The sequence below is a fragment of the Vibrio sp. 1401 genome (genome assembly GCF_033340295.1).
On record NZ_JAWOWF010000016.1, the window covers coordinates 44,298 to 64,200 of the forward strand.

The following is a 19,903-nucleotide window of genomic DNA, read 5'->3' on the forward strand; positions in this document are numbered from 1 at the left end:
AATGAACGTCACATCCACATCAAACAATAAAGTCAACCTTTTGTTCTGGGTGGCGTTGGCTCTGGTGATCAGTTTTATGTTTGCCAATCAAGCCCACGCTGGTACAGGCGGTACAGAATTTGATGATATCTGGACCACCATTACTGACTGGACTCAAGGTACGCTTGGCCGAATCATCGCAGGTGCAATGATCTTGGTAGGCATCGTTGGTGGCATCGCTCGTCAAAGCTTGATGGCATTTGCGATGGGTATCGGCGGCGGTGTCGGCTTGTACAACAGCCCTACCGTTGTTGAATCTATCATGACAGCAACTCTTGAAACTGCTGACAAAGTTGCCCCAGTTGCAATTCAACTAAGCAACGGATTAGGTATGTGATTTCATACCTAACAGTACTTTGTAAGTACTTGATATAACGGGCAGTTGAATATCTCAACTGCCTTTTTTAAGATTGAAAATCAGGAAAACAATCATGGAAATCACAAATAAGGCTAACAATAAAGCCAATCTTCTTTTCCACGTCGGTTTAGTAATGATCGTTGGACTTATGTTTGCGAACCAAGCTCACGCTGGTACTGGTGGTACAGAGTTCGATGACATTTGGACCACCATCACCGACTGGACTCAAGGTACACTGGGTCGCATCATTGCTGGTTCAATGATTTTGGTAGGTATCGTTGGTGGTATCGCTCGTCAAAGTATCATGGCATTCGCAATGGGTATCGGCGGTGGTGTTGGTCTATACAACAGCCCTACGGTTGTAGAAGCGATTATGACAGCTACATTAGAGTCAGCTGAAAAAATTGCTCCAGCAGCTATTCAGTTCAGTAACGGCTTAGGGCTATAAGGTCTCAATACTCACTTTAACCCCTCCTTTTATACTTGGCATTTTTGGTTTCAGTCGTCAGAAAATGCCAAGTGATTTCCCTCCCAGAAAAACGCTTTAAAAACGCTCAAATTGGGCAGTTACACAGTCTGTGTATAGCCGATTACTCCAGTAACCTCCTGTATTGGGTTCTTGTAACCCTATTCAATAGCTATTGGAGAAAACATTATGAATAAGTTCAAGCTAAGGCTACCAGTCTTGCTTGGTGCGATGGCCGCAATTGCTGCACCATTAGCTCAAGCGGAATTGTTAGAATACAGCTTTAATACACCTGATGGTGCAGAACGCACATTATCTCCAAGCACCGTTTACGCCAACCCAACAGGGAACATAAAGTTCGCGTTGAGTGCAGGGATCGACCGTAAGGTTAAAATCTCTATCGTAAGGCCAGACGGTTCAGTGGTGAATTCGGCTACGAGTCACCTGCTTGGAGGCGCAGACCGTATTACAGTTAATGGAAAGTCCTATTATGGTGCGGAGTTAGAACTAGCCGCTCCGGGGGAGGGCGAGTACTCATTTAAGGCAGAAATTCTTACGTCTGTTGGAGATTCTGTTCAAACAGATACATACCCAATTATTGTAGATATCACACCTCCTGTTATTTCTGGGGAGATTCAGTGGGTCAGAAGTGGTTTTAGTATGGGTAGTATTGATGTCTTTAACCACGGTTATGCGGGTAAAGAGTTGAGATTGGAAGGGATTGATGATGATAGCGGTATATCGTCAGCAAAATTCTTTACCATCGACTCTTCTGGGCAAAAACGAGAAACGAACGCATCCTTGGATACAGTTCAGGGAGTGGCATCTTTACCTGTCGGCAGTGCAGTCAGTAGCTCGATGGCTCCTGAAAATCAAGCAGAGTATACTCTTGGTTTTTCAATCAGTGACGAAGCAGGAAACCAGACAGAAATCAGTAGAGTTTCAACGATTGATAAGGTTGTTCCCCAGGTCTGGACGGAAGTATTCGATAGTTCCGAAGGCATTTGGAAACCCTACACATCGGGTATGAATGTTTATGAAAACCCTGTTCAAATTCGTTACAAACGAAGAAAGCAGGAACATACTGCATTTAATGGAACAAAATATGGATGGGGAGATACAACCTATGATTCGGAAGATAATGAATTTATTTACCGAAATGTAAGTTTAAACTACCCTCAAAAATACTCATATTTCCATTTCTTCACCCAAGCTGGTGGTTACTCAACACATCGTTACGCAGATTTTAATTTTAATCTAGCTGGTGGGGCTTCTCTTGGTCCTAAACCAATAAAGCTTGAATATCATCTAAGTGATGGTGGGTGGGTCTCAAGTGAAAGACCACGCTACTCTCACCCTTACGTGGTGGATAAGGTCCGTATACATTCAGAAGCAAGGCCATATAACCAGAAAGCTTGGCTTAGTGGTTTTGGAGCTTGTGTGATCCCTGCAAATGAAACGTTTTGTGAGGCTGAGGTCAATGTAAGTAGGACATCAGGGCGAGGATACAGCCCAATTCAGTATTATGTAGCAAAAGAAGATGGATCATTTTCAGTGCATGGTGGGTATCTGTACACATTTTGGGATATGAATCCACCAACAATAGATAATGTCTCTGTTGATAAAACATTAGGCCAAATGACAGTACGGGTTATTGATAATGATAGAGTCAATAACTGGCAGATAAGTCATTGGGACACTAATGTGTTTAAAGCATATGCTGATAATGGTGAAGAACGGATCGAGCTGCCGCGTTCATCGTACACTTCACCTGACTATAAAACTAAAATTGCGACGTTTGATTTTGCTAGTCTGACCGATGGTAACTATTCCCTGTCTGCCGAAGCGATAGATACCTATGGGAACAGTGCTACGCAAAGTTATGGTGAGCAAATCTTAGTCGATAACACGCCACCAACGTTATCTGTCAATGTTACTGATGATGTCCAGTCTTTGGATGACGTTGTTATCAATCTTTCTGATAACTTAGACAGTACACCGAAGGTAACGTCGATTGCTTTAGTCGGCGGTCCGGCGGATGAATCTGTTCAATTGTCATGGCGTGAAGAGTCAAATGGTCGATTCCGTTTGGAATACCCTGTGATGTTCCCTTCGCTGGCAGAAGGTGAGAGTTATACTCTTACCGTAAAGGCTGTAGATAACCAGAGTAACGAAGCGACAAAAGCCGTAGTGTTTAACTATAAACCTCGTGAAATTACGCTTTCAGGCGGATTTAACGGCAATATGGCTATTCCGGCAGTTCCGTATGAGTTTACCTATGCAGACGGTAAGAACATCATCGAAACTGAACCTCTAACGTTAAGTGATGGTTCGGTCGTAACTGGCTCATACGACGTAATGGTGACATTGCGAAGTGATGCTCAAATTCCTTTGGTGGTAAACGGTATTCGAGTTGAACCAGGCCAAACTGCTGACATTATGAAAAATCATAGCTTTGCTTCTACTGGAGGACGATTAAGTATTCCAGTTCGAGCTGTTGATGGTGCAGATGCTGGCACAGCAAGCCTTTTGGTTATGACTACAGCGCCTAACTCACCAGTTTTGGTAGCCAATATCAAAACATGGAAAGCGAGTGAAAGCTTAACGGCCAATACCTGGGAAGTTCGACAAGTCATCGACAACTTCAATGTCCAAGTCTCTGCCGACTCAGGTGTACCATGTCGCTATTCGACGAACCTGCAAGAAGCTCAATCATCAGATCCTATCAAAGACCCTGTATGTTTTGTTGAGTGGGAGCAGATTCCAGATGAAGCCGAAGTGGTAAACAGTAATCGAGTTGCTGGTATATCTGGTCAAGCATTGCAGATCGGTGAACAGGATGTCACTTATGGTGTATATCTGTTTAACGGCGAAGATAAGGTAAAAATCGGCGGCGGTAACAGAAAGCTAAATGTGGTCTCTGCTTTGGGTTCAGTAACTTACTTACCAGAGTCAGATATTGCTCAAGTAGACCGTGTTATCCAGAACTTAAATGTTCAGTTACGACAAACCTCAGGTCCAAGCTGTATCCTGACGATGGATGCTGAAAAAGCCAAGCAAGATGAGAGTGGACGTGTATCCGAAGCGGCGCACAGAAGCTGCTTATTTGAGTGGAAAGAAGTTCCAGAAGGGCTGCTACAAGATACTCGATACGACACACCAACACTAATTGGTTCATTGGCAGAAAAAGCAACGGTTCCTTTAAGTTGGCGCGTTAGCATTTTCTCTCGTAGTGGAGCTCGTGTAGCGTTAGCGGATGAGACCTTTAACATCGAGGTTGTTGACCCAGCGGTTCCTCAAGTTGATCTGATGACCGATTATCACTTCAAGGACAACATCTACATCGTTCCTATGACTGGTGATTATTTCGGTGATGTCCAAGTGAATGCGAAGCCATCAGACTTGAGGGTTTCTATATCTAGGAACAATGAAACACTTGAGTCAGAAGTGCATTCATCCGGTATGGGTACAGCGATGAAGGTGAATCGTCGTATTCGAACAGATGACCGCAAACTGTGGGAAGAAGTAACTTACCAAGTTGACTCTTCATATGAAAAAGTACCTGAAATTAAGAGCACTAAAGAATATCGACTGATTGCAATGCCAAGCAAAGGTATTCGTCCAATGCTGTCAATGGATGGTAATACTGTTCTCGATATCCAAACGCTGAACGTAAAAGTCGATATACGCGATTTGTACCGTGGGAACGACGAATATGATGAAGCAACTATGGGGCAGTGGAAGGTTCGTCTGTCTCGTCAGATCTCTCCAGGAGAGATTGAACCAATGTCAGAATGGGTGGATGCAGAAAACGGTTCAGCTGAAATAGCAGTTGAAATGTCGAAAGTAGACTCTAGCTACATTCGATTTACCGCAGAAGCGAAGCTTGTTAGCCCAGTTGAAGGATATGAACGTATCGAGGCATCTCCAAGCCCAATTTTTGCTACGGTTCTTCGTGGTAACAAAATTGATGGTGAGGTTACAACTCGTCGTTTATCAGGTGCAGCTCCTTTCAATGCCGCTTTTAAGTTAGGTATTGTCGATCGGCTTGATTATCGTTCAGTTGGAGATGTCTTCTGGGAAGTGAGTAATGACGATGGTCAGACATGGAATGAACATGCTACAGAAGAGCGTAGAAAGTACAGTTTCGTAGAGAGTTTCGGTGTTGGTAAATATCTAGTTCGAGCTAAAGTTGTAAACGTAAACTCGGGCTTAGAAAAGTACACTGAAAATGTAGAAATTGTTTCGTATGAAGCGCTTGAAGTTGATGTTCCTGGTCCTGATACGCTCTTGGTGGGTAGTTCTTCTGAATACTCAGCGACCATTATGGATGGCGAGAACGCATTTGATGCAAGTAAAGCTGTGATTGAGTGGTCAGAAGATGGTGGTAAGACTTACACTACTGCGGCTCCACGTATCACGCTAACCAGAGAAGAACCACAACGAGTTAAGCTAATTGCTCGTGTACGTTCGACGATGGCTCCAGAAGATGATGCGTATGCGTATAGCCAGGCCAAGAAAACCGTAGAGTTTAAAGCTGTTAAAGCTCCGCGTATTCGTATTGATGGACCTCGTTTAGTAGAGAAAGACTTTACTTACAAACTAACCGCAGATACTCGACTGCCTTATCGAGATTTGGATGCCGAAGTTAAGGGTTTCTTCACGCTTCCTGATGGAACCATTATTGAAGGCAACACTGCTGAGTACGTTCCAAATCAAGCAGACTTGGATCAAGCTCGTGTTGAAATCAAATACACAGCATGGATCGACGGTTACAAGGAGTCTTCTACATCGGAAACGGTATACAAAGCTCGCGTATGGCAATATGTCTGGCCTGAGTTTGCACTCAGCTACAGAGCAAATGCAGATGTAGCACCAGCTATTGTTAGCGCTTCTGTTCGTCCTGTTGGATTCCGAGGCAAGCTTGAAGAGCCTACCTACGAATGGATCTTACCGGAAGGTGCAAAGCTTAAAGATCAACGAGACACGTCTCGCTCTTTTGAAATCACAGAGCCGGGCGAGCACCTTGTGAAGGTCATTGTGCGCGATGCTCGTGGTAACGAAGCAGAAGCTCAGTTAGCGATAACGGTAGGTCAAGCTGAAAACTATAAGGTAGAACTAGAATACTCAGGTTCAAATAAGCTAGATCGTGAACCTCTGGATGTTTTGGTTCGTCCATATATTGAAGGTGGACACCCAAGAGACCGAATTAATGTGATGCAGTACACCGTTAATGGGAAGTCTCTTGAAGACACTGGTCGTTATGGAAGAATGACGCTTGACGCGGGAGAACACACAATTAACTTCCGTATTAAGTCTGAAATGGGCAAAGAAGTGGAGAAAGAGTTGAAGATAAAAGTTATCGAAAACCAAGCTCCGGTTTGTTCTATCGACCACAGAGAAAGTACATTCGCATGGCTTGTGTATGCCTCATGTGATGATGTCGATGGTCGTGTAAAAGGATTTGAATGGACGCTTAATGGTGAACCTGTTGCCTCTTCATCACGAAGATTGACGATCAGCAAACGCAGCTATGATGCAATGCCAGAAGTTACTTTGACTGGTATAGATGATGCTGGTGGTCGCAGTGATCCTGTGACCCTTCAATAAAAGTATGACTATCTAAACCAAGCCCGGCACTCGCCGGGCTTTTTTGTCTCTCCGCTCTAATTGACCAAACAGGGCAACTACAGATGCAGGCTTGTATCCATATCCCGAATAAACTGCCAACTGATGAAAAAGTAACTGACGGTTAAAGGATAGGTATGTTGAAACAAGCAATAGCACCAGTGCTCATGCTGCTTAGTACTGTAGCAACAGCGAAAGATTTTACTGCTGCTGATGTGCAGAAAGCAGAGGCAAAGATTACTGGAATGGTTGAGTTGCCAATTTATGGCATCAATGCAGTAGAAAGTGACGGTCAAATCGTGTTTTTGTCAGAGAATGGACGCTTTGTTATTTCAGGACAAATCTACGATCTCTGGCAAAAGAAGCCTCTCAGTACGTTGACAGAAATGCGCGATGTCGCTGACCGATTTAGGCTACGTGACATGAATGTCGATATAGATGCGATGAATGTGGCAAAGCTTGGGACTGGCCCAAAAGAAGTAGTGGTCTTTGTTGACCCTCAGTGTGGTGCCTGCCACCAGCTAATGGAAGAGGCGAAAGCTCTTAAAGATGAATACACGTTTAAGTTTGTCGTGATACCTATTCTTGGTGATAAGTCAAACCGTTTAGCTCGCGCTCTGTCTTGCATAACTGACCAAGATAAAGCGTTTGAAGCGCTTAGCCAAAGAAAGCTTGGTTCCTACCCAACATCATGCAGCAGTAAACGTCATGATCTCACTCTGCTTACCGCACAGTTACTAAATATTCGAGGTGTTCCTTATTTGATTGCACCTGATGGGCGAGTCAACGCTGGCCGACCACAGAATATGGACCTGAAAACATGGCTGGAGAGCGATAAATGAACATTATTACGATAAGAAAAAAGCTCCAAGAAAAGCTTATCCCAGAGCATTTAAGAGCTGCTGGGATTGTCCCCGTGCTTGCGTACTCAGAAGATGATTACACCTTCTTGATGGATGATAAAAGCATTGGCTTTGGTTTCTACTGCCATCCTCTATGCGGGGCTGACGAAAAGATTCAAGAGCGTGTTAATGGTTTTATGAACCAGGAGTACCCGGCCAAAACCACCATGCAGTTTATCTTGTTTCGATCTCCTGACTTAAACCATGAAATGTATCGAATGATGGGGTTACGTGATGGTTACAGAGATGATCTGTTGACCTCTTCAATCGAGCAGCGAATGGAGTTTCTTCAAAAACATACGACCGAGAGAATGGTTGCCAAATGTAAGAAAGGAACATTTGATCTTGGTCTAATCCACGACCTAAAACTGTTCGTCACCGTAAAAGTGCCCATCAAACATGCCAATGAACCGTCTCAGGAAGAACTAGACTCTCTGGCAAACCTACGGACTAAAGTTGAGTCTTCACTAAGAACGATTGGTGTTCACCCTGTCCCCTTAACTGCTGTCGGTTACATCAGAACAATGAATACCATGCTCAATTGGGGGCCTGAGGCATCATGGCGAACAGATGGTTGCGATTGGGAAACAGACAAGCCCATTTGTGAGCAAATTTTTGATTACGGCACAGATTTGGAAGTTGATAAGAGCGGTCTACGTTTAGGCGATTATCACGTTAAGGTTATGTCTGCGAAGAAAATGCCCGACTCTTTCTATTTCGGTGATGCAATCACCTTTGTTGGGGATCTCAGTGGGGGCAACTCAGCTATTCGTGAAAACTACATGGTCGTGACAAACCTGTTTTTCCCAGAGGTTGAAAACACCAAGAATGCACTTGAAAGAAAACGTCAGTTTACAGTAAACCAAGCATACGGGCCTATGCTGAAATTTGTTCCAGTACTTGCTGACAAAAAGCATGACTTTGATGTTTTGTATGAGTCATTAAAAGAAGGCTCAAAACCTGTCCGTGTAAGTTACTCATTGGTGCTTTTTGCTCCTACAGCTGAACGCGCTCAAGCAGCAGCAACAGCGGCGCGTAACATCTGGCGCGAGAACCGCTTCGAGATGATGGAAGACAAATTTATCTCGTTACCAATGTTTATCAATTGCTTGCCATTCTGTACCGACCGAAAAGCCGTAAAAGATCTGTTTCGTTATAAAACCATGACCACTGAACAGGCATCAGTTCTATTACCGGTATTTGGCGAGTGGAAAGGGACTGGCACTTTCCACTCTGCATTGATTTCTCGTAACGGACAGCTAATGAGCTTGTCTTTGCATGATAGCGACACGAACAAAAACTTAGTGGTCGCAGCGGAATCTGGATCGGGTAAAAGTTTCCTTACCAACGAATTGATATTCAGTTACTTGTCTGAGGGGGCTCAAGTTTGGGTTATAGACGCAGGTAAGTCATACAAAGACCTGTGTGAACTGCTGAAAGGGGACTTTGTGCATTTCGCCGAAGGCTCCAACATTTGTTTGAACCCATTTGAACTGATCACGAACTGGAAAGAAGAAGAGGATGGTGTTGTCTCTATCGTCAAAGCTATGGCATCCGAGAAAGGCTTGTTGGATGAATACCAACTCGCAGGTTTAAAGCAAATTATGAACGAGCTCTGGGAAGTTATTGGCCGTGATATGACTGTAGACCACATCGCTGATAAGTGTTGTGAGTCTGATGAGCAACGAATTAAAGACATCGGTCAACAGCTATATGCATTCACATCAAAGGGTAGTTACGGTAGCTACTTCTCTGGTTCGAATAACGTTAACTTCCAAAACCGTTTTACAGTCCTGGAGCTTGATGAGCTACAAGGCCGCAAGCATTTACGTCAGGTTGTTTTGCTGCAAATGATTTACCAGATTCAGCAGGAAATGTTCCTCGGTGAACGTAACCGTAAAAAAGTCGTCATCATTGATGAAGCATGGGATCTGCTTAAAGAGGGTGAAGTTAGTACATTTATGGAACACCAATACCGTAAGGCAAGGAAGTACGGTGGAAGTATTGGTATTTGTACTCAGTCGATCAACGACCTGTATGAAAACCCTGTGGGTCGCGCTATTGCTGAGAACTCAGCTTCCATGTACCTACTTGGTCAGACAGAAGAGTCAGTAGAATCCGTAAAACGAAGTGGCCGTCTGTCTCTTTCCGAAGGTGGTTTCCATACCCTAAAAACTGTTCACACCATTCTAGGTGCTTATTCAGAAATCTTCATTAAATCAAAAGCTGGCATTGGTGTTGGCCGTTTGGTTGTAGGTGATTTCCAAAAACTACTTTATTCAACAGACCCGGATGACATCCGAGATATCAATAAGTATGTAGATCAGGGCTTAAATATCACTGACGCAATACGTCAAGTAATGCATCAACGTGGCATGGCCGCATAACTAAAAAGGAAAGGATGATGAACTTTAAATCAATTTTAATTGCGGCGTTGTTAGGTGCAGCTGGTGGATTTGGTGGTTCTTATTACTTCATGGTCAAAGAAACCGCAGCACTTCATGACCGATTAGCGTTAACGCCTCCAGTAGTTGTTGTGGATTTCACGAAAATTGCGAGCTCATACCCATCCGGAGCTGATGAGGCTGAGATCGAACAATTGATGCTTAAAACAAACAACGCAATCTTCAAACTCAAAGAAGCGGGGTACTTGATTATTGATGGTGCCGCTACTTTAGGTGCCCCTGAGGATATTTATTTACCTTCGGAGGTAATACTGGAATGAAGCTCATTGTTAGAAAAGAATCTTGGAAGCTATTTGCTTTAAAGGCTGCAATTGTACTTGCTCTTCTTTGGGTTGCTGGGACGTCCTTTGCGGGACGTTACCGAATCGGTTATGACCCTCAATTAGAGCGATGTTTACCTAATCATTCTGTCTACCTTATCGACCTAAAAGATAAAGAACTCCATAGAGATGCTATTTACGCCTTTTCAGCAAAGGGTATGGAGCCACTTTATGATGATGGAACAAGGATGTTAAAAGTCCTTTCCGGGATGCCAGGCGATACTGTTGAAGTCAATAAAAACTGGGAAGTTGTAGTGAACGGAGAGGTTAAACAAGTAGGGTTACAACTGGCTAATAAGTTGAATGTTCCTGCTAGTCATTTCTTTGGGAAAGGTGTTCTTCCAGAGAAACATTATTGGTTTCTCGGGGAAAGTATATCGAGTTTTGATTCACGCTATTGGGGAGCTGTAAAAGATGAGCAAATCATTGGCCGCGCATATCCGCTTTTCTAAATTGTCTGTATTAGTTGCGGCCCTCATTTCAAGTTCTGTTTTTGCTAGTAACAGTCCTCTAACTAGCGAGGATATGGCTATCATCGAGCAAGGAAGAGAGTTGGCAGAGAAGGCTCGCCAAATGGAAGAGCTTCCTGATTGGGCGAAGAATAAAAATCTAGATCAATCTCAGGTAGAAGCACGTCAGTTTTTTCAGCAATTACAAGAATCTGACCCCACGCTGAAAGCAATGGCAGAAAGACAGGCCGAAAAAAGTGTCTACACAGGGCACTCCACTCTTATTTTTGCATCTTACTCATTGGGAAAAGAAGGGCTGAAAGACGTCCTTGATACGGCATCAGGTGAAGATGATGTGGTAGTGGTTTTCCGTGGAATTCCGGATGGTATGAGCATTGGTGATGGCATCAAAGCTGTTCAAAAATTAGCAGAGCAAATGGACCCAGTGCCTAATGTCGTTATCAACTCTGTTTTGTTCCAAAAACATAATGTCACGTCAGTACCAACAATAGTCGTGCTTGAAGAAGAAACTAAGCCTGGACACGATCCCAAAGAACTCGCAAAAGTTACAGGTTTATCGACGCTGGAGTGGATAAGAAAAGAGGTGGATGCTGGTGAGTCTGGCGACTTCGGAGTTCGAGGTCCAGCAGTTGAAATTGCGGAGCAAGACTTTATCGAGAGAGCTAAAGCTCAACTAGCGGGTATTGACTGGGAAGAAAAGAAAGATCAGGCAGTAAAGCGGTTTTGGCATAACCAGCAGTTCAACGAAAGACCACGGGCACCACGATATAGAGAGCGATTGCTTGACCCAAGCATATACCTATCGAAGGACATAAGTACCGCTGAGGGAGTTGTGTTTGCTCGTAAAGGTGAGGTTATAAATCCACTTTGCGCTCACGGCGAAGAGTGTAAGCCGGGAACTCGTCAGTTTACTCAGGCCGTTATCATTTTCGACCCTTTAGATAAAAAGCAAATGGAACTGTTGACTGAACTTGTCCCTAAAGTGCAGCAAGAACGTGGGGTTCAAAGAGTCACATATATTGCTACTCAGTTTGAGCGCGATAGTGGTTGGGATTCATATAAACATGTTACGGACACAGTTGACGCTCCTGTTTATCTGCTTACGCCGGATGTAGTTAATCGCTTCCAAGTCGAGTACACGCCAACAGTAATTACAGCTCAAGGGAATAACTTTTTGGTAAGGGAATTTGATGTTAAGGAGGCTGTGGAATGAACCTGATCCCTGCATTTCAGACGATTACCTCAAATGGTAGCAATACTGTTGGAGCAGAAGTACTTTCTAGATGGCACCATCAAGGTCAAGTCTATGGTCCAGCAGACCACAAAACACCGATTAATTGGGGTATGGTGGATTTAGAGATAATGAAATCTCTGATTCCCCTTGTCCCTGTTATCGAAAGGCTTTACCCCAGTATTTTTATTAACGTATCGCCACAGACATTGAGCTTTTCAGACATGCGAATGAAGTGGTTCAAATTGTTGAAAGAGCTTACAGATAAAGCCCCATTCCAAGTAGTTATAGAAATCACGGAAAAGGTAACACCAGAACAGTTGGATAACGCATGGTCCTTACTTAGTCAGTTCAATGTTGCTTTAGCTATGGATGACTTTGGAGAAGATCACTCATCAGTTAGTCGCCTAACATCTTACTCTTGGCAATTTTGCAAAGTTGAAATAGGACAATTGAAGGGTTTGGCAGGTAACGCGGCGGTTCAGTATTGTCGTCTTAACAACATAACACCGATTGCAGAACGAGTTGAAAGTGTAGCTCAATCAGAAGTGGCAAAACTTCTTGGATTAGAGTGGCAGCAAGGTTTTTTGCATGGCAAACCCGTCACGTTCGACCTTGAAGTGAACTCATTAATAAAACAAGCACAAGTATCTGAGCCAGTTAGAGTTGGAGTTATGTCGTGAATAAAATATTGAATTCAATTTTATTAGTGGCCCTATTTGCCTTGGCGGGGACTGCTAAAGCTGATCCAGGATGCCAGAATGCAGAAGTCATTGGCCCTAAACTTTTTACTGATATCTGTTGGTCATGCATATTTCCGATTCGAGTGGCAGGGGCAACAATGAGCGGAGGTGGTGGTTCTTATCCGTCTGATGCAGTTGGGAGCCCTTTGTGTGCTTGCCAAGATAACAATGGGATACCACGACCAGGTGTAACTACGTCAATGTGGGAACCTGCTCGTTTGGTTGAATTTCAACGAGTTCCAGGGTGCTCTTCTGTGCTTAATGGAACTAGATTCCCCTTTGACAGAACGTTCCAAGGTCATCATGGAGAAGGAACGATGGACGGTGGTGATGGCTCATTTATGCATTATCACTTTTACGCCTTTCCTCTTATGACAATGTTGGAACTGTTCGTGAAGAAGACCTGCAATGCTGATGGTTACTCTGATTTAGATATTATGTACCTGTCCGAGTTAGACCCTACTTGGAACTCTGATGAACTTGCATTTTTTACTAATCCCGAAGCTGCTGCTGTCGCTAATCCTATAGCAGCGGCAGCATGTACAGCTGACGCTGCGGCTGCGAGTATTGGTAAGCCTCTCAAGCAGTTGTTTTGGTGTGCAGGTAGTTGGGGGTCAATTTACCCTTTAAGTGGAAACCAAAATGGTGGAAAAGGGGTGATCAAAGACAGTAGTCTACTTGCAACCCGTGTTCTAACAGCTTTGCATCGTCGAGGTTTGTCATGGAAGACGATGGGTTCTGATGCAATGTGTAATGGTGTCATAAGCCCAACATTACCCAAAACACAATACAAATTTACCTTATTGCATCCAGTCGCAGAAACAAATTCTTCACATGTTATCGGAGAGTCAACGTTAACGTGGGGGATAGGGAAAACAATTCCAGCAATAGGTCAAGATCCTATTTACACGATATGGCGCTGGAATGATTGTTGTAATAACTAAAGCTCAACAAAGAAATCACTAATAACTAGCCCCGTTTTGGGGCTTTTTCTTTATATGGAGGACATGAGCAGCGTAGGTAAACGACCCCAGTGTTGTCCAAAATGGACAGTTCCACAGTCTAAAGAAACTCGGTCGGGCGACTATCATGGCGATATATGTTGAGGGGTAATAAGAACGGGTTACAGGAATAAAGTAATGAGAAATTATACAAGGTTGATGAGGGCTGTCGCTTCTCTGCTAATAGTGACAACCCCTTTCTTGCCGATACATGCCTATGCTAACGGCAATAGCGCTAGTGAGGCAGGACGAGAAGCGCAAGTTTTAGCAAATGATTTAGTGTCTTCGTTCAAGTCCGCTCCAGGAGGAGTTAACAACGGAAATATTAGTTTTCCAACACTTGAAAATGGTCAATTTCAAAATGGTGGTGGAACTATAAATGTAAATGATTTATTTCCGGGTACAAGCAGCTCCAATAGTGACCCTTCAAGTTATTACTTCCCAGATGGAAACCCGAACTTAGGTGAACTAGAAGGTGTCTATAATGACAACAATGGTATGGATTCTATTGGTGGTAATGCAAAAAGCTCTCTATGGAGTGATGCTAATAGTGGGAGCCCCACCATATCAGGAGCAGCCTACAAAGTTCTCTTGGATGCAACAAACCAATCAAAGCCTGATTTCAGCAATGACCCCTTGATGAACCTTAGTAAGAAAACCTATGAAGACATTGATGTGATATCAGAAGGTTTTGGTGATTGTTCTGCTGAAACAATCATTAACAACAATACAATTGCAACGCATATACCAGATTATAGAACTTGTGAAAGGGTAACGGATAAAAGTGCCGATTGTGAAGTGTTGCATGAGTATGACGCTGAAATCATAAAATACCATGATGGCCCATTTAACATTAAGCCGTGTGGGGATGATTGTATTGAACTTTGGATCGGTAAAGTTGGCGATAACTACTGGTCAGGCTGGTGTACAATCTATGAGCAGGCAACACAGGTTAGAGTTGATAATCCTGATGCAATCATTTCAGCGACACTAGAATATGCTAAGTGGGATGACTATATGCAAGTATTAGTAGGTCCTCCTGGCAGTGAAAACAAAGTATGGCAAGGTCCGAATAGTAACTTCCCCCCAGAAACTCCCGGTGCATGTGAGCTAAGTACAAGTTGGCAAACTAACCCCAACACTGATGTGACGTCTCACTTTAAAAACACAAAACCAGGCGATGTGGTTAGTTTTAAAATCAGAGTTTCTGTTGCTGGTAATGGTGAAGGTTTTGGTCGGATAAAAATTAAGTACGATCGTTCAAAAGCAGTATTCAAAGACACATGGACCCCGCAGAGTTGTCTCGATGCAGCTGTAGGTATCCGAGATGGTTTTGCTTCTGGTCAATTCTCTTGTATTGAGCAACCATCTGATGTAAATGCGTCTGGTTGTGTAGTAAAAAATGGATTTAAAGTTTGCGAGGACATGTTGAGTGAGCCTCCTTTGCCTGGGATACCTAAGTTATGCACAAAAGTCAGAGTAAAAGCTGACTATGACTTCTACAAGGGGCAAATGGAGTGTTGGACTGACCCACAAGGAGAAATACAGTGCCCAAATAATCAAGGTGGCAACCTTGATTCATGTAAGGTTCTGGAAGATAACCCGCAGTGCGGTTTTGTTAGTTCTAAGTGTGTGGAAGGTGCTCAGGGAAGTTCAGGAACATGTTATGTGCAAGAAGATACCTTTGATTGCGGGACGGATGTTGATGTACCTACTTTAGACAAAGAAACAAACTTTACATGTGGTGGGCCAATAAAATGCATGGGTGACGAGTGCTTAGACGTTAATAAGACACAAAGTACCGACTTTGCCAGAGCTGCCGCACTGCTGAATGCTGCTCAGTTTATGACACAAGATATGGCGTGTACTGGTACTGATGGTAACGATAACCCAACAGGTACAGAAAACGTTATTTGTAAGGCTTTTGGTGGCGATCCAGGTGAATGTAAAAAAGCTGTTGGGGGGGCTCAGGATTGTTGTGAGAAACCAAGCGGCCTATCTATGGGAGACTATCTGACTCTTATGATGTCAGTTCCTAAACTGGATGGTGCCATTATGTCACTGGATAACGGCAGTGCAATTAAAGGTGCTTATCAAGCCATCCGTGATCCAGCCATTAGTGGTTGGACCGAAATCACCAAGCCGTTCACTTCATATATTGAGAACATTACAGGTGCGATTGACAACTTTACTAAACCAATCACTGACTTGGCAAAAGAGGCAATTCAGGCTCTCAAAGATGAAATCACCAAAATAACCAGTAAAGCTCTAGGGAATGCATCTGCATCAGGAAGCGCTGGTGTACCAGCTGGCGCATCGGAAGGTATGATGGAGCAAATGGTAGGACAACAGGCAGCGAGTGTACTAAGTGGTATTATGGCCGCGTATACCGCTTATGTTGTGGCTATGATGATCATTCAAATAGTTTGGAAGTGTGAAGAAGAAGAGTTTGAATTGAATGCAAAAAGAGCATTGAATAGCTGCACTAAGGTTGGTTCATATTGCAAATCAAAAGTGCTGGGAGCATGTATCGAAAAACGCGAAGCATACTGCTGTTTTAGCTCTCCACTATCACGAATTATTCAGGAGCAAGTAAGACCTCAGTTAGGAATGAACTTCGGCCCTGCAAAAGCTCCTCAGTGCGATGGTATTCCACTGGATCGTTTATCTGAGATTGACTGGACACAGGTAAATCTGGATGAATGGTTAGCTTTGCTGAGAGTTAATGGTCACTTTGACGATCCTGCTGGTATGACTTTAGACCGCCTTACTGGATCTGGTAGTGCGTTTAATGTTGATGGAACTCGACTTAATGCTCAAGAGCGAGCTGAGGAGAGATTGAAGGGGTCTGATCTCGATAAAACAAGAAAAGATGCGGGAGACTCCATCCTTCCAGATACAGGTGCTCCAGGTTATTAAAAAGACCAGTTGTATACACATTAAAGGCGCTCCCATTTTGAGCGCCTTTTTTCTTGTTTGAAATATTCGCTGAACCTGTTAGATTAAATCCATGAGGTTTGAGCGTTTCCCTCGGCATCCACCAGTGCCAAAACGTGATACCGCAAACCAGTTAACCTGAAACTAATGGCTGTGTTTGCGCGAGGTGGACGTAGCAAAAATTTTAAGCCAAGTGAAGGGATTAACTTATGGATACTCCATACCCAATTTATCCGTCTCAAACGGATGCATTCAAAAATATCGCCAAGTCATTTGCATCTCTTATAGCAAAAGAGTCCAAAACCAAAGTTCTGAGCGCATTCAAACGTAATGACTGGCTGGCTCAGTCTTTAGGCTATAAAGGACACGCAGATTTACTTCAATCGACTCAGTTTCGAAAGCAGGCCGACCAAGGCGAACCTTTAAGGTGCTTTCTTCACGAGAGCATTCGAACTGCGATCAGTCAAACATTCTCGTCAAAGATGCCAGATATACCTCCTCAAATTATTGAAAGGGCAAGTTTAGAAATGAAAGACGCCGAAGTGGTTTTGTCTAATACTCACCCAGAAGCAAAATTGCCTATGATGCTTGATGAAGGGAGTAAGTATTTTTCTGGGTCATTCGAGAAAATACGAGATGAAATAAACGCTGCGGCAACGCGAAAAAATTATGTGCCTGTTCTAAAGCTCGATTTTTCAGAATCACCATTCAATGTATACGCAGTACTTATGGAACATTCTGCCCTAAAAGCATTTAAGGTAGATCCTAATCGCCGCGATGTAGAATTGATTTATCTCAAGCCCAAAGGTGATACATCTAGTAGTAATTGGAAAATTAGAGCTTCACTAGATGTTTGGGGAGCGGAAACGATCCCTGCTGACGTGCTAAATGACTGGTGTGTTTTCCGTGACTGGTTATTGCAATTCAATCTCGTTGGCCGTACTCATATCTCTGAGAGATTGAAAGATCATAGATTTATTACTTTCCACACGCAGAGTCATCCTGAATACACACTTGAAAAGTTGTACGGAGATCTGAACAGTGAAGAAGATAAAAATCTGTTGTACGCATTGTTAAACCCTAACAAACGATTGATGAATGATGAATCGTCACGAATTGATAGTCGTGGTAATGGCTTCAACAGTACATTGAAATACTCATCGGAAATTTTAAAGATGATTTCGGGAGAAAAGGGTAGCAATAACCAGCGAGGCTGGACAATTGATGGTGTGTTTGAAAATGAAGCGATAGAACACTATGAGCCCATTCAATCAGGTTATGCTTTCCGATTAAAAGGTATGTCCACGGTAGTTACAGTGACATTGACGCCGAACGCAGAGACTGGCTGGGTCGATTACAAGCTGAGTCACTACATTAAAACTCCAGAACAAATGAGCAAATATGTTCCAAGTAGACAATCGGGTGACTATCTTGAGTATGCCTTGCAACGTGGAGTAACAACGATTACCGATTTTTATAAAATCGCAGTACGCAATGGTCACATTCCAGATGACTCGTGGCTAATAGCGAATAGTTAAAGTTAATGATGACATTTTTGACTTTCACATGTGAAAGTGAGAAACACAAAAAAGCCCTTCTGTTGTAGAAGGGCTCTCAATAGATAACCGACATAAAGCGTTAAGCTGCCTTTTCATCTTCCCCAGATTCAGCATTGTCGGCTTCGGATGCAATTTCTTCATCAGTAGTTTCTTGAGTTGGAGCAGCTGCTTCAACTTCATCTTTCTTGCCTTTGGAGTGCGCTGAGATGCGAGCTCTCTTCTCAATACCAATAATTCGGCCAGCAAGTTTGATTAAGCGTTGTTGCCATTGATAAGTGGCGTCTTTGCGCTGTTTGCTTGTGAGGATACTATTTAGCCATAGAGTATCGACTAACAACATCAAGTTATCTAACTTGCGCACTAGGTGAGCAAATTGAGCTACTTGTGGTGAGTTGATCTCGATATCGTACTGGTTTGGGCTTGTATATTCTGGAGCGCCTTCAATTCCGTTGTCTTCCATCAGCTTTTGTAGCTGATTAGTGGCGGTATCAAGATCAACGGATACTTTCTCGATGTGCTCCTGGATGATGCTTTCTACTTGGTCAATTTCATCTTGTTCACCAATGATTCGCAAAATAACATCAATCGAAAACAGTGAATCGGAAACGCGCTGAAAGCTGCGTTCGACTACACGTTGAGCTTGCAGACTGTTCACTTTCAGCACTCGTTTGAATACAGGGCGAGAAAGGTCCGCATTGTTGCGCTCTTTTTTGGTTGGTTGTTGTTCCAAAGAGGTTTCTGCTAAGTCTGTCATTTCTTTCTCCTTCAATTGAATACAGATACAGATAAACGCAGATACAGGATAAAAGGTCTATTGACGAATCCTTAGCTACAAATGTGCCCAGAACGGGCAGATAGAACGATTTATTACATTTTACGAGAAGTGCTATAGTAAAGACTCTTTAGTCGCTCTGCGGCTTTATGTGAGATAGCTGGTCTCCACAAACAATCAGCATTAATCATATGCCGTATGGCATTTCAAAACCCAATCGGGGGAACAATACCCCGACCAAGGGTGTTGCTCCCCTTAGTTTTATAAGGAGTAACACCATGCACATCATCACTTTCGTTTTTGTTATCGTAGCTAGTCTTGGCGCATTGTACGTAGGAGCAATGGTATTTGCGAAAGCATTTACTTTTCTTGCGTTGCAGTTCCAGAACTTAGGTTTGTTCTTTTGGAACAAAGCGAGTAACAAAGCGCGGTCTGTACAGGCCGTTATCAAAGAAAAAGCTGAACAAAAAGCGAAAGCTGTTCAGACTGCTGTTGTTCCTGAGCCTGCTCAAGAACAACCGACTCCGGCTAAACCTGTCGATGAATATGCTTATCTAGAAATTCCAACGTATATCCGTAAAGGAAAAACGCTGGTTTGGTAAGTAGATCTTTAAGGGTATAGCTCAACCAAAAGACTTGACTGATGAGATGTACAACACGTACATCTCATCTTTCATCTCTAAAAATAAAAACCCTGACGGGGGCAACTACCCCGTAGGGGTGAGTTTGTCTCTGTCGTTTAAAAACGTTCAAAAAGGAGACAAATCATGAACAAAATTACATTTACTTTCTGGAAAGCCATCTTGAATGTAGTGCTGGGCTTAGGTACTGGTGCTGTTATTACTGGTGGTATTGGTCTTATGACTGGTGGTGTACATCCCGCAGCTGTGCTCGGAGCTAATGTCGCTGCTGTTGTTATGGGATTAGTTTTCATGGCAGCTTACGTTGTTGGTTCTATCATTCTGGTAGCATTTAGTGACAGTGGATAAATAGGCTCAATTTTGAGCTTAAT

General features: G+C 43.3%; 15 protein-coding genes. 14 read left to right on the top strand and 1 reads right to left on the bottom strand.

All coding sequences use genetic code 11. The features are described 5' to 3' along the window. Position 1: 1 nt before the first annotated feature. The 12 genes from traA (R7Z77_RS10535) to R7Z77_RS10590 all read left to right on the top strand — a co-directional run bounded on the left by traA (R7Z77_RS10535) (position 2) and on the right by R7Z77_RS10590 (position 18,098). Positions 2 to 376, top strand: a complete 375-nt coding sequence (gene traA / locus R7Z77_RS10535) for a TrbC/VirB2 family protein (protein ID WP_014386714.1) — start codon at positions 2 to 4, stop codon at positions 374 to 376. Between the two features lie 94 nt (positions 377 to 470). Next, entirely contained in the window at positions 471 to 845 is a 375-nt protein-coding gene (gene traA / locus R7Z77_RS10540; protein ID WP_032073022.1) for a TraA family conjugative transfer protein, read from the top strand. A gap of 207 nt (positions 846 to 1,052) precedes the next feature. Next, positions 1,053 to 6,473: an Ig-like domain-containing protein gene (locus R7Z77_RS10545; protein ID WP_101905925.1), complete on the top strand. Its 5,421-nt coding sequence runs from the start codon at positions 1,053 to 1,055 to the stop codon at positions 6,471 to 6,473. A gap of 155 nt (positions 6,474 to 6,628) precedes the next feature. Continuing rightward, positions 6,629 to 7,333 (top strand): DsbC family protein, encoded by a 705-nt coding sequence (locus R7Z77_RS10550; protein ID WP_014386716.1) that lies wholly within the window; start codon positions 6,629 to 6,631, stop codon positions 7,331 to 7,333. Then, the gene (traC, locus tag R7Z77_RS10555) at positions 7,330 to 9,780 is read left to right on the top strand and encodes a type IV secretion system protein TraC (protein ID WP_014386717.1); all 2,451 of its coding nucleotides are present in this window, start codon (positions 7,330 to 7,332) and stop codon (positions 9,778 to 9,780) included. Before R7Z77_RS10550 ends, traC begins: the two co-directional genes overlap by 4 nt. A gap of 14 nt (positions 9,781 to 9,794) precedes the next feature. Continuing rightward, positions 9,795 to 10,118, top strand: a complete 324-nt coding sequence (locus tag R7Z77_RS10560) for a hypothetical protein (RefSeq protein WP_014386718.1) — start codon at positions 9,795 to 9,797, stop codon at positions 10,116 to 10,118. Next, positions 10,115 to 10,630 carry a S26 family signal peptidase gene (locus R7Z77_RS10565; RefSeq protein ID WP_014386719.1) on the top strand — a complete coding sequence of 172 codons (516 nt, stop codon included), beginning with the start codon at positions 10,115 to 10,117 and terminating at the stop codon, positions 10,628 to 10,630. The genes R7Z77_RS10560 and R7Z77_RS10565 overlap by 4 nt, the downstream gene beginning before the upstream one ends. Further along, positions 10,593 to 11,861 carry a TrbC family F-type conjugative pilus assembly protein gene (locus tag R7Z77_RS10570; RefSeq protein ID WP_014386720.1) on the top strand — a complete coding sequence of 423 codons (1,269 nt, stop codon included), beginning with the start codon at positions 10,593 to 10,595 and terminating at the stop codon, positions 11,859 to 11,861. The genes R7Z77_RS10565 and R7Z77_RS10570 overlap by 38 nt, the downstream gene beginning before the upstream one ends. Then, positions 11,858 to 12,562 (top strand): EAL domain-containing protein, encoded by a 705-nt coding sequence (locus R7Z77_RS10575; protein ID WP_014386721.1) that lies wholly within the window; start codon positions 11,858 to 11,860, stop codon positions 12,560 to 12,562. The genes R7Z77_RS10570 and R7Z77_RS10575 overlap by 4 nt, the downstream gene beginning before the upstream one ends. After that, positions 12,559 to 13,566: a TraU family protein gene (locus R7Z77_RS10580; RefSeq protein ID WP_014386722.1), complete on the top strand. Its 1,008-nt coding sequence runs from the start codon at positions 12,559 to 12,561 to the stop codon at positions 13,564 to 13,566. The genes R7Z77_RS10575 and R7Z77_RS10580 overlap by 4 nt, the downstream gene beginning before the upstream one ends. Before the next feature lie 195 nt (positions 13,567 to 13,761). After that, positions 13,762 to 16,542 carry a conjugal transfer mating pair stabilization protein TraN gene (gene traN / locus R7Z77_RS10585; RefSeq protein WP_014386723.1) on the top strand — a complete coding sequence of 927 codons (2,781 nt, stop codon included), beginning with the start codon at positions 13,762 to 13,764 and terminating at the stop codon, positions 16,540 to 16,542. Positions 16,543 to 16,769: 227 nt separating this feature from the next. After that, positions 16,770 to 18,098: a hypothetical protein gene (locus R7Z77_RS10590; protein WP_014386730.1), complete on the top strand. Its 1,329-nt coding sequence runs from the start codon at positions 16,770 to 16,772 to the stop codon at positions 18,096 to 18,098. A gap of 100 nt (positions 18,099 to 18,198) precedes the next feature. Here the strand turns inward: R7Z77_RS10590 and R7Z77_RS10595 are convergent, their stop codons facing one another. Then, on the bottom strand, positions 18,199 to 18,873 hold the full coding sequence (locus tag R7Z77_RS10595; protein ID WP_014386731.1) for a DUF1845 domain-containing protein: 675 nt from the start codon (positions 18,871 to 18,873) through the stop codon (positions 18,199 to 18,201). Positions 18,874 to 19,169: 296 nt separating this feature from the next. On the opposite strand from R7Z77_RS10595, the gene R7Z77_RS10600 reads away from it, so the two are divergent. Together R7Z77_RS10600 and R7Z77_RS10605 are read left to right on the top strand one after the other, a co-directional pair. Next, the gene (locus R7Z77_RS10600; protein WP_014386732.1) at positions 19,170 to 19,493 is read left to right on the top strand and encodes a hypothetical protein; all 324 of its coding nucleotides are present in this window, start codon (positions 19,170 to 19,172) and stop codon (positions 19,491 to 19,493) included. Positions 19,494 to 19,658: 165 nt separating this feature from the next. Continuing rightward, on the top strand, positions 19,659 to 19,880 hold the full coding sequence (locus R7Z77_RS10605) for a hypothetical protein (protein WP_014386733.1): 222 nt from the start codon (positions 19,659 to 19,661) through the stop codon (positions 19,878 to 19,880). Positions 19,881 to 19,903 lie beyond the last annotated feature (23 nt).

Bases quoted from the DNA above. Each gene is read 5' to 3' on its own strand.
- traA (WP_014386714.1), top strand. From the start codon at position 2: ATGAACGTCACATCCACATCAAACAATAAAGTCAACCTTTTGTTCTGG.
- traA (WP_032073022.1), top strand. From the start codon at position 471: ATGGAAATCACAAATAAGGCTAACAATAAAGCCAATCTTCTTTTCCAC.
- R7Z77_RS10545 (WP_101905925.1), top strand. From the start codon at position 1,053: ATGAATAAGTTCAAGCTAAGGCTACCAGTCTTGCTTGGTGCGATGGCC.
- R7Z77_RS10550 (WP_014386716.1), top strand. From the start codon at position 6,629: ATGTTGAAACAAGCAATAGCACCAGTGCTCATGCTGCTTAGTACTGTA.
- traC (WP_014386717.1), top strand. From the start codon at position 7,330: ATGAACATTATTACGATAAGAAAAAAGCTCCAAGAAAAGCTTATCCCA.
- R7Z77_RS10560 (WP_014386718.1), top strand. From the start codon at position 9,795: ATGATGAACTTTAAATCAATTTTAATTGCGGCGTTGTTAGGTGCAGCT.
- R7Z77_RS10565 (WP_014386719.1), top strand. From the start codon at position 10,115: ATGAAGCTCATTGTTAGAAAAGAATCTTGGAAGCTATTTGCTTTAAAG.
- R7Z77_RS10570 (WP_014386720.1), top strand. From the start codon at position 10,593: ATGAGCAAATCATTGGCCGCGCATATCCGCTTTTCTAAATTGTCTGTA.
- R7Z77_RS10575 (WP_014386721.1), top strand. From the start codon at position 11,858: ATGAACCTGATCCCTGCATTTCAGACGATTACCTCAAATGGTAGCAAT.
- traN (WP_014386723.1), top strand. From the start codon at position 13,762: ATGAGAAATTATACAAGGTTGATGAGGGCTGTCGCTTCTCTGCTAATA.
- R7Z77_RS10590 (WP_014386730.1), top strand. From the start codon at position 16,770: ATGGATACTCCATACCCAATTTATCCGTCTCAAACGGATGCATTCAAA.
- R7Z77_RS10595 (WP_014386731.1), bottom strand. From the start codon at position 18,873: ATGACAGACTTAGCAGAAACCTCTTTGGAACAACAACCAACCAAAAAA.
- R7Z77_RS10600 (WP_014386732.1), top strand. From the start codon at position 19,170: ATGCACATCATCACTTTCGTTTTTGTTATCGTAGCTAGTCTTGGCGCA.
- R7Z77_RS10605 (WP_014386733.1), top strand. From the start codon at position 19,659: ATGAACAAAATTACATTTACTTTCTGGAAAGCCATCTTGAATGTAGTG.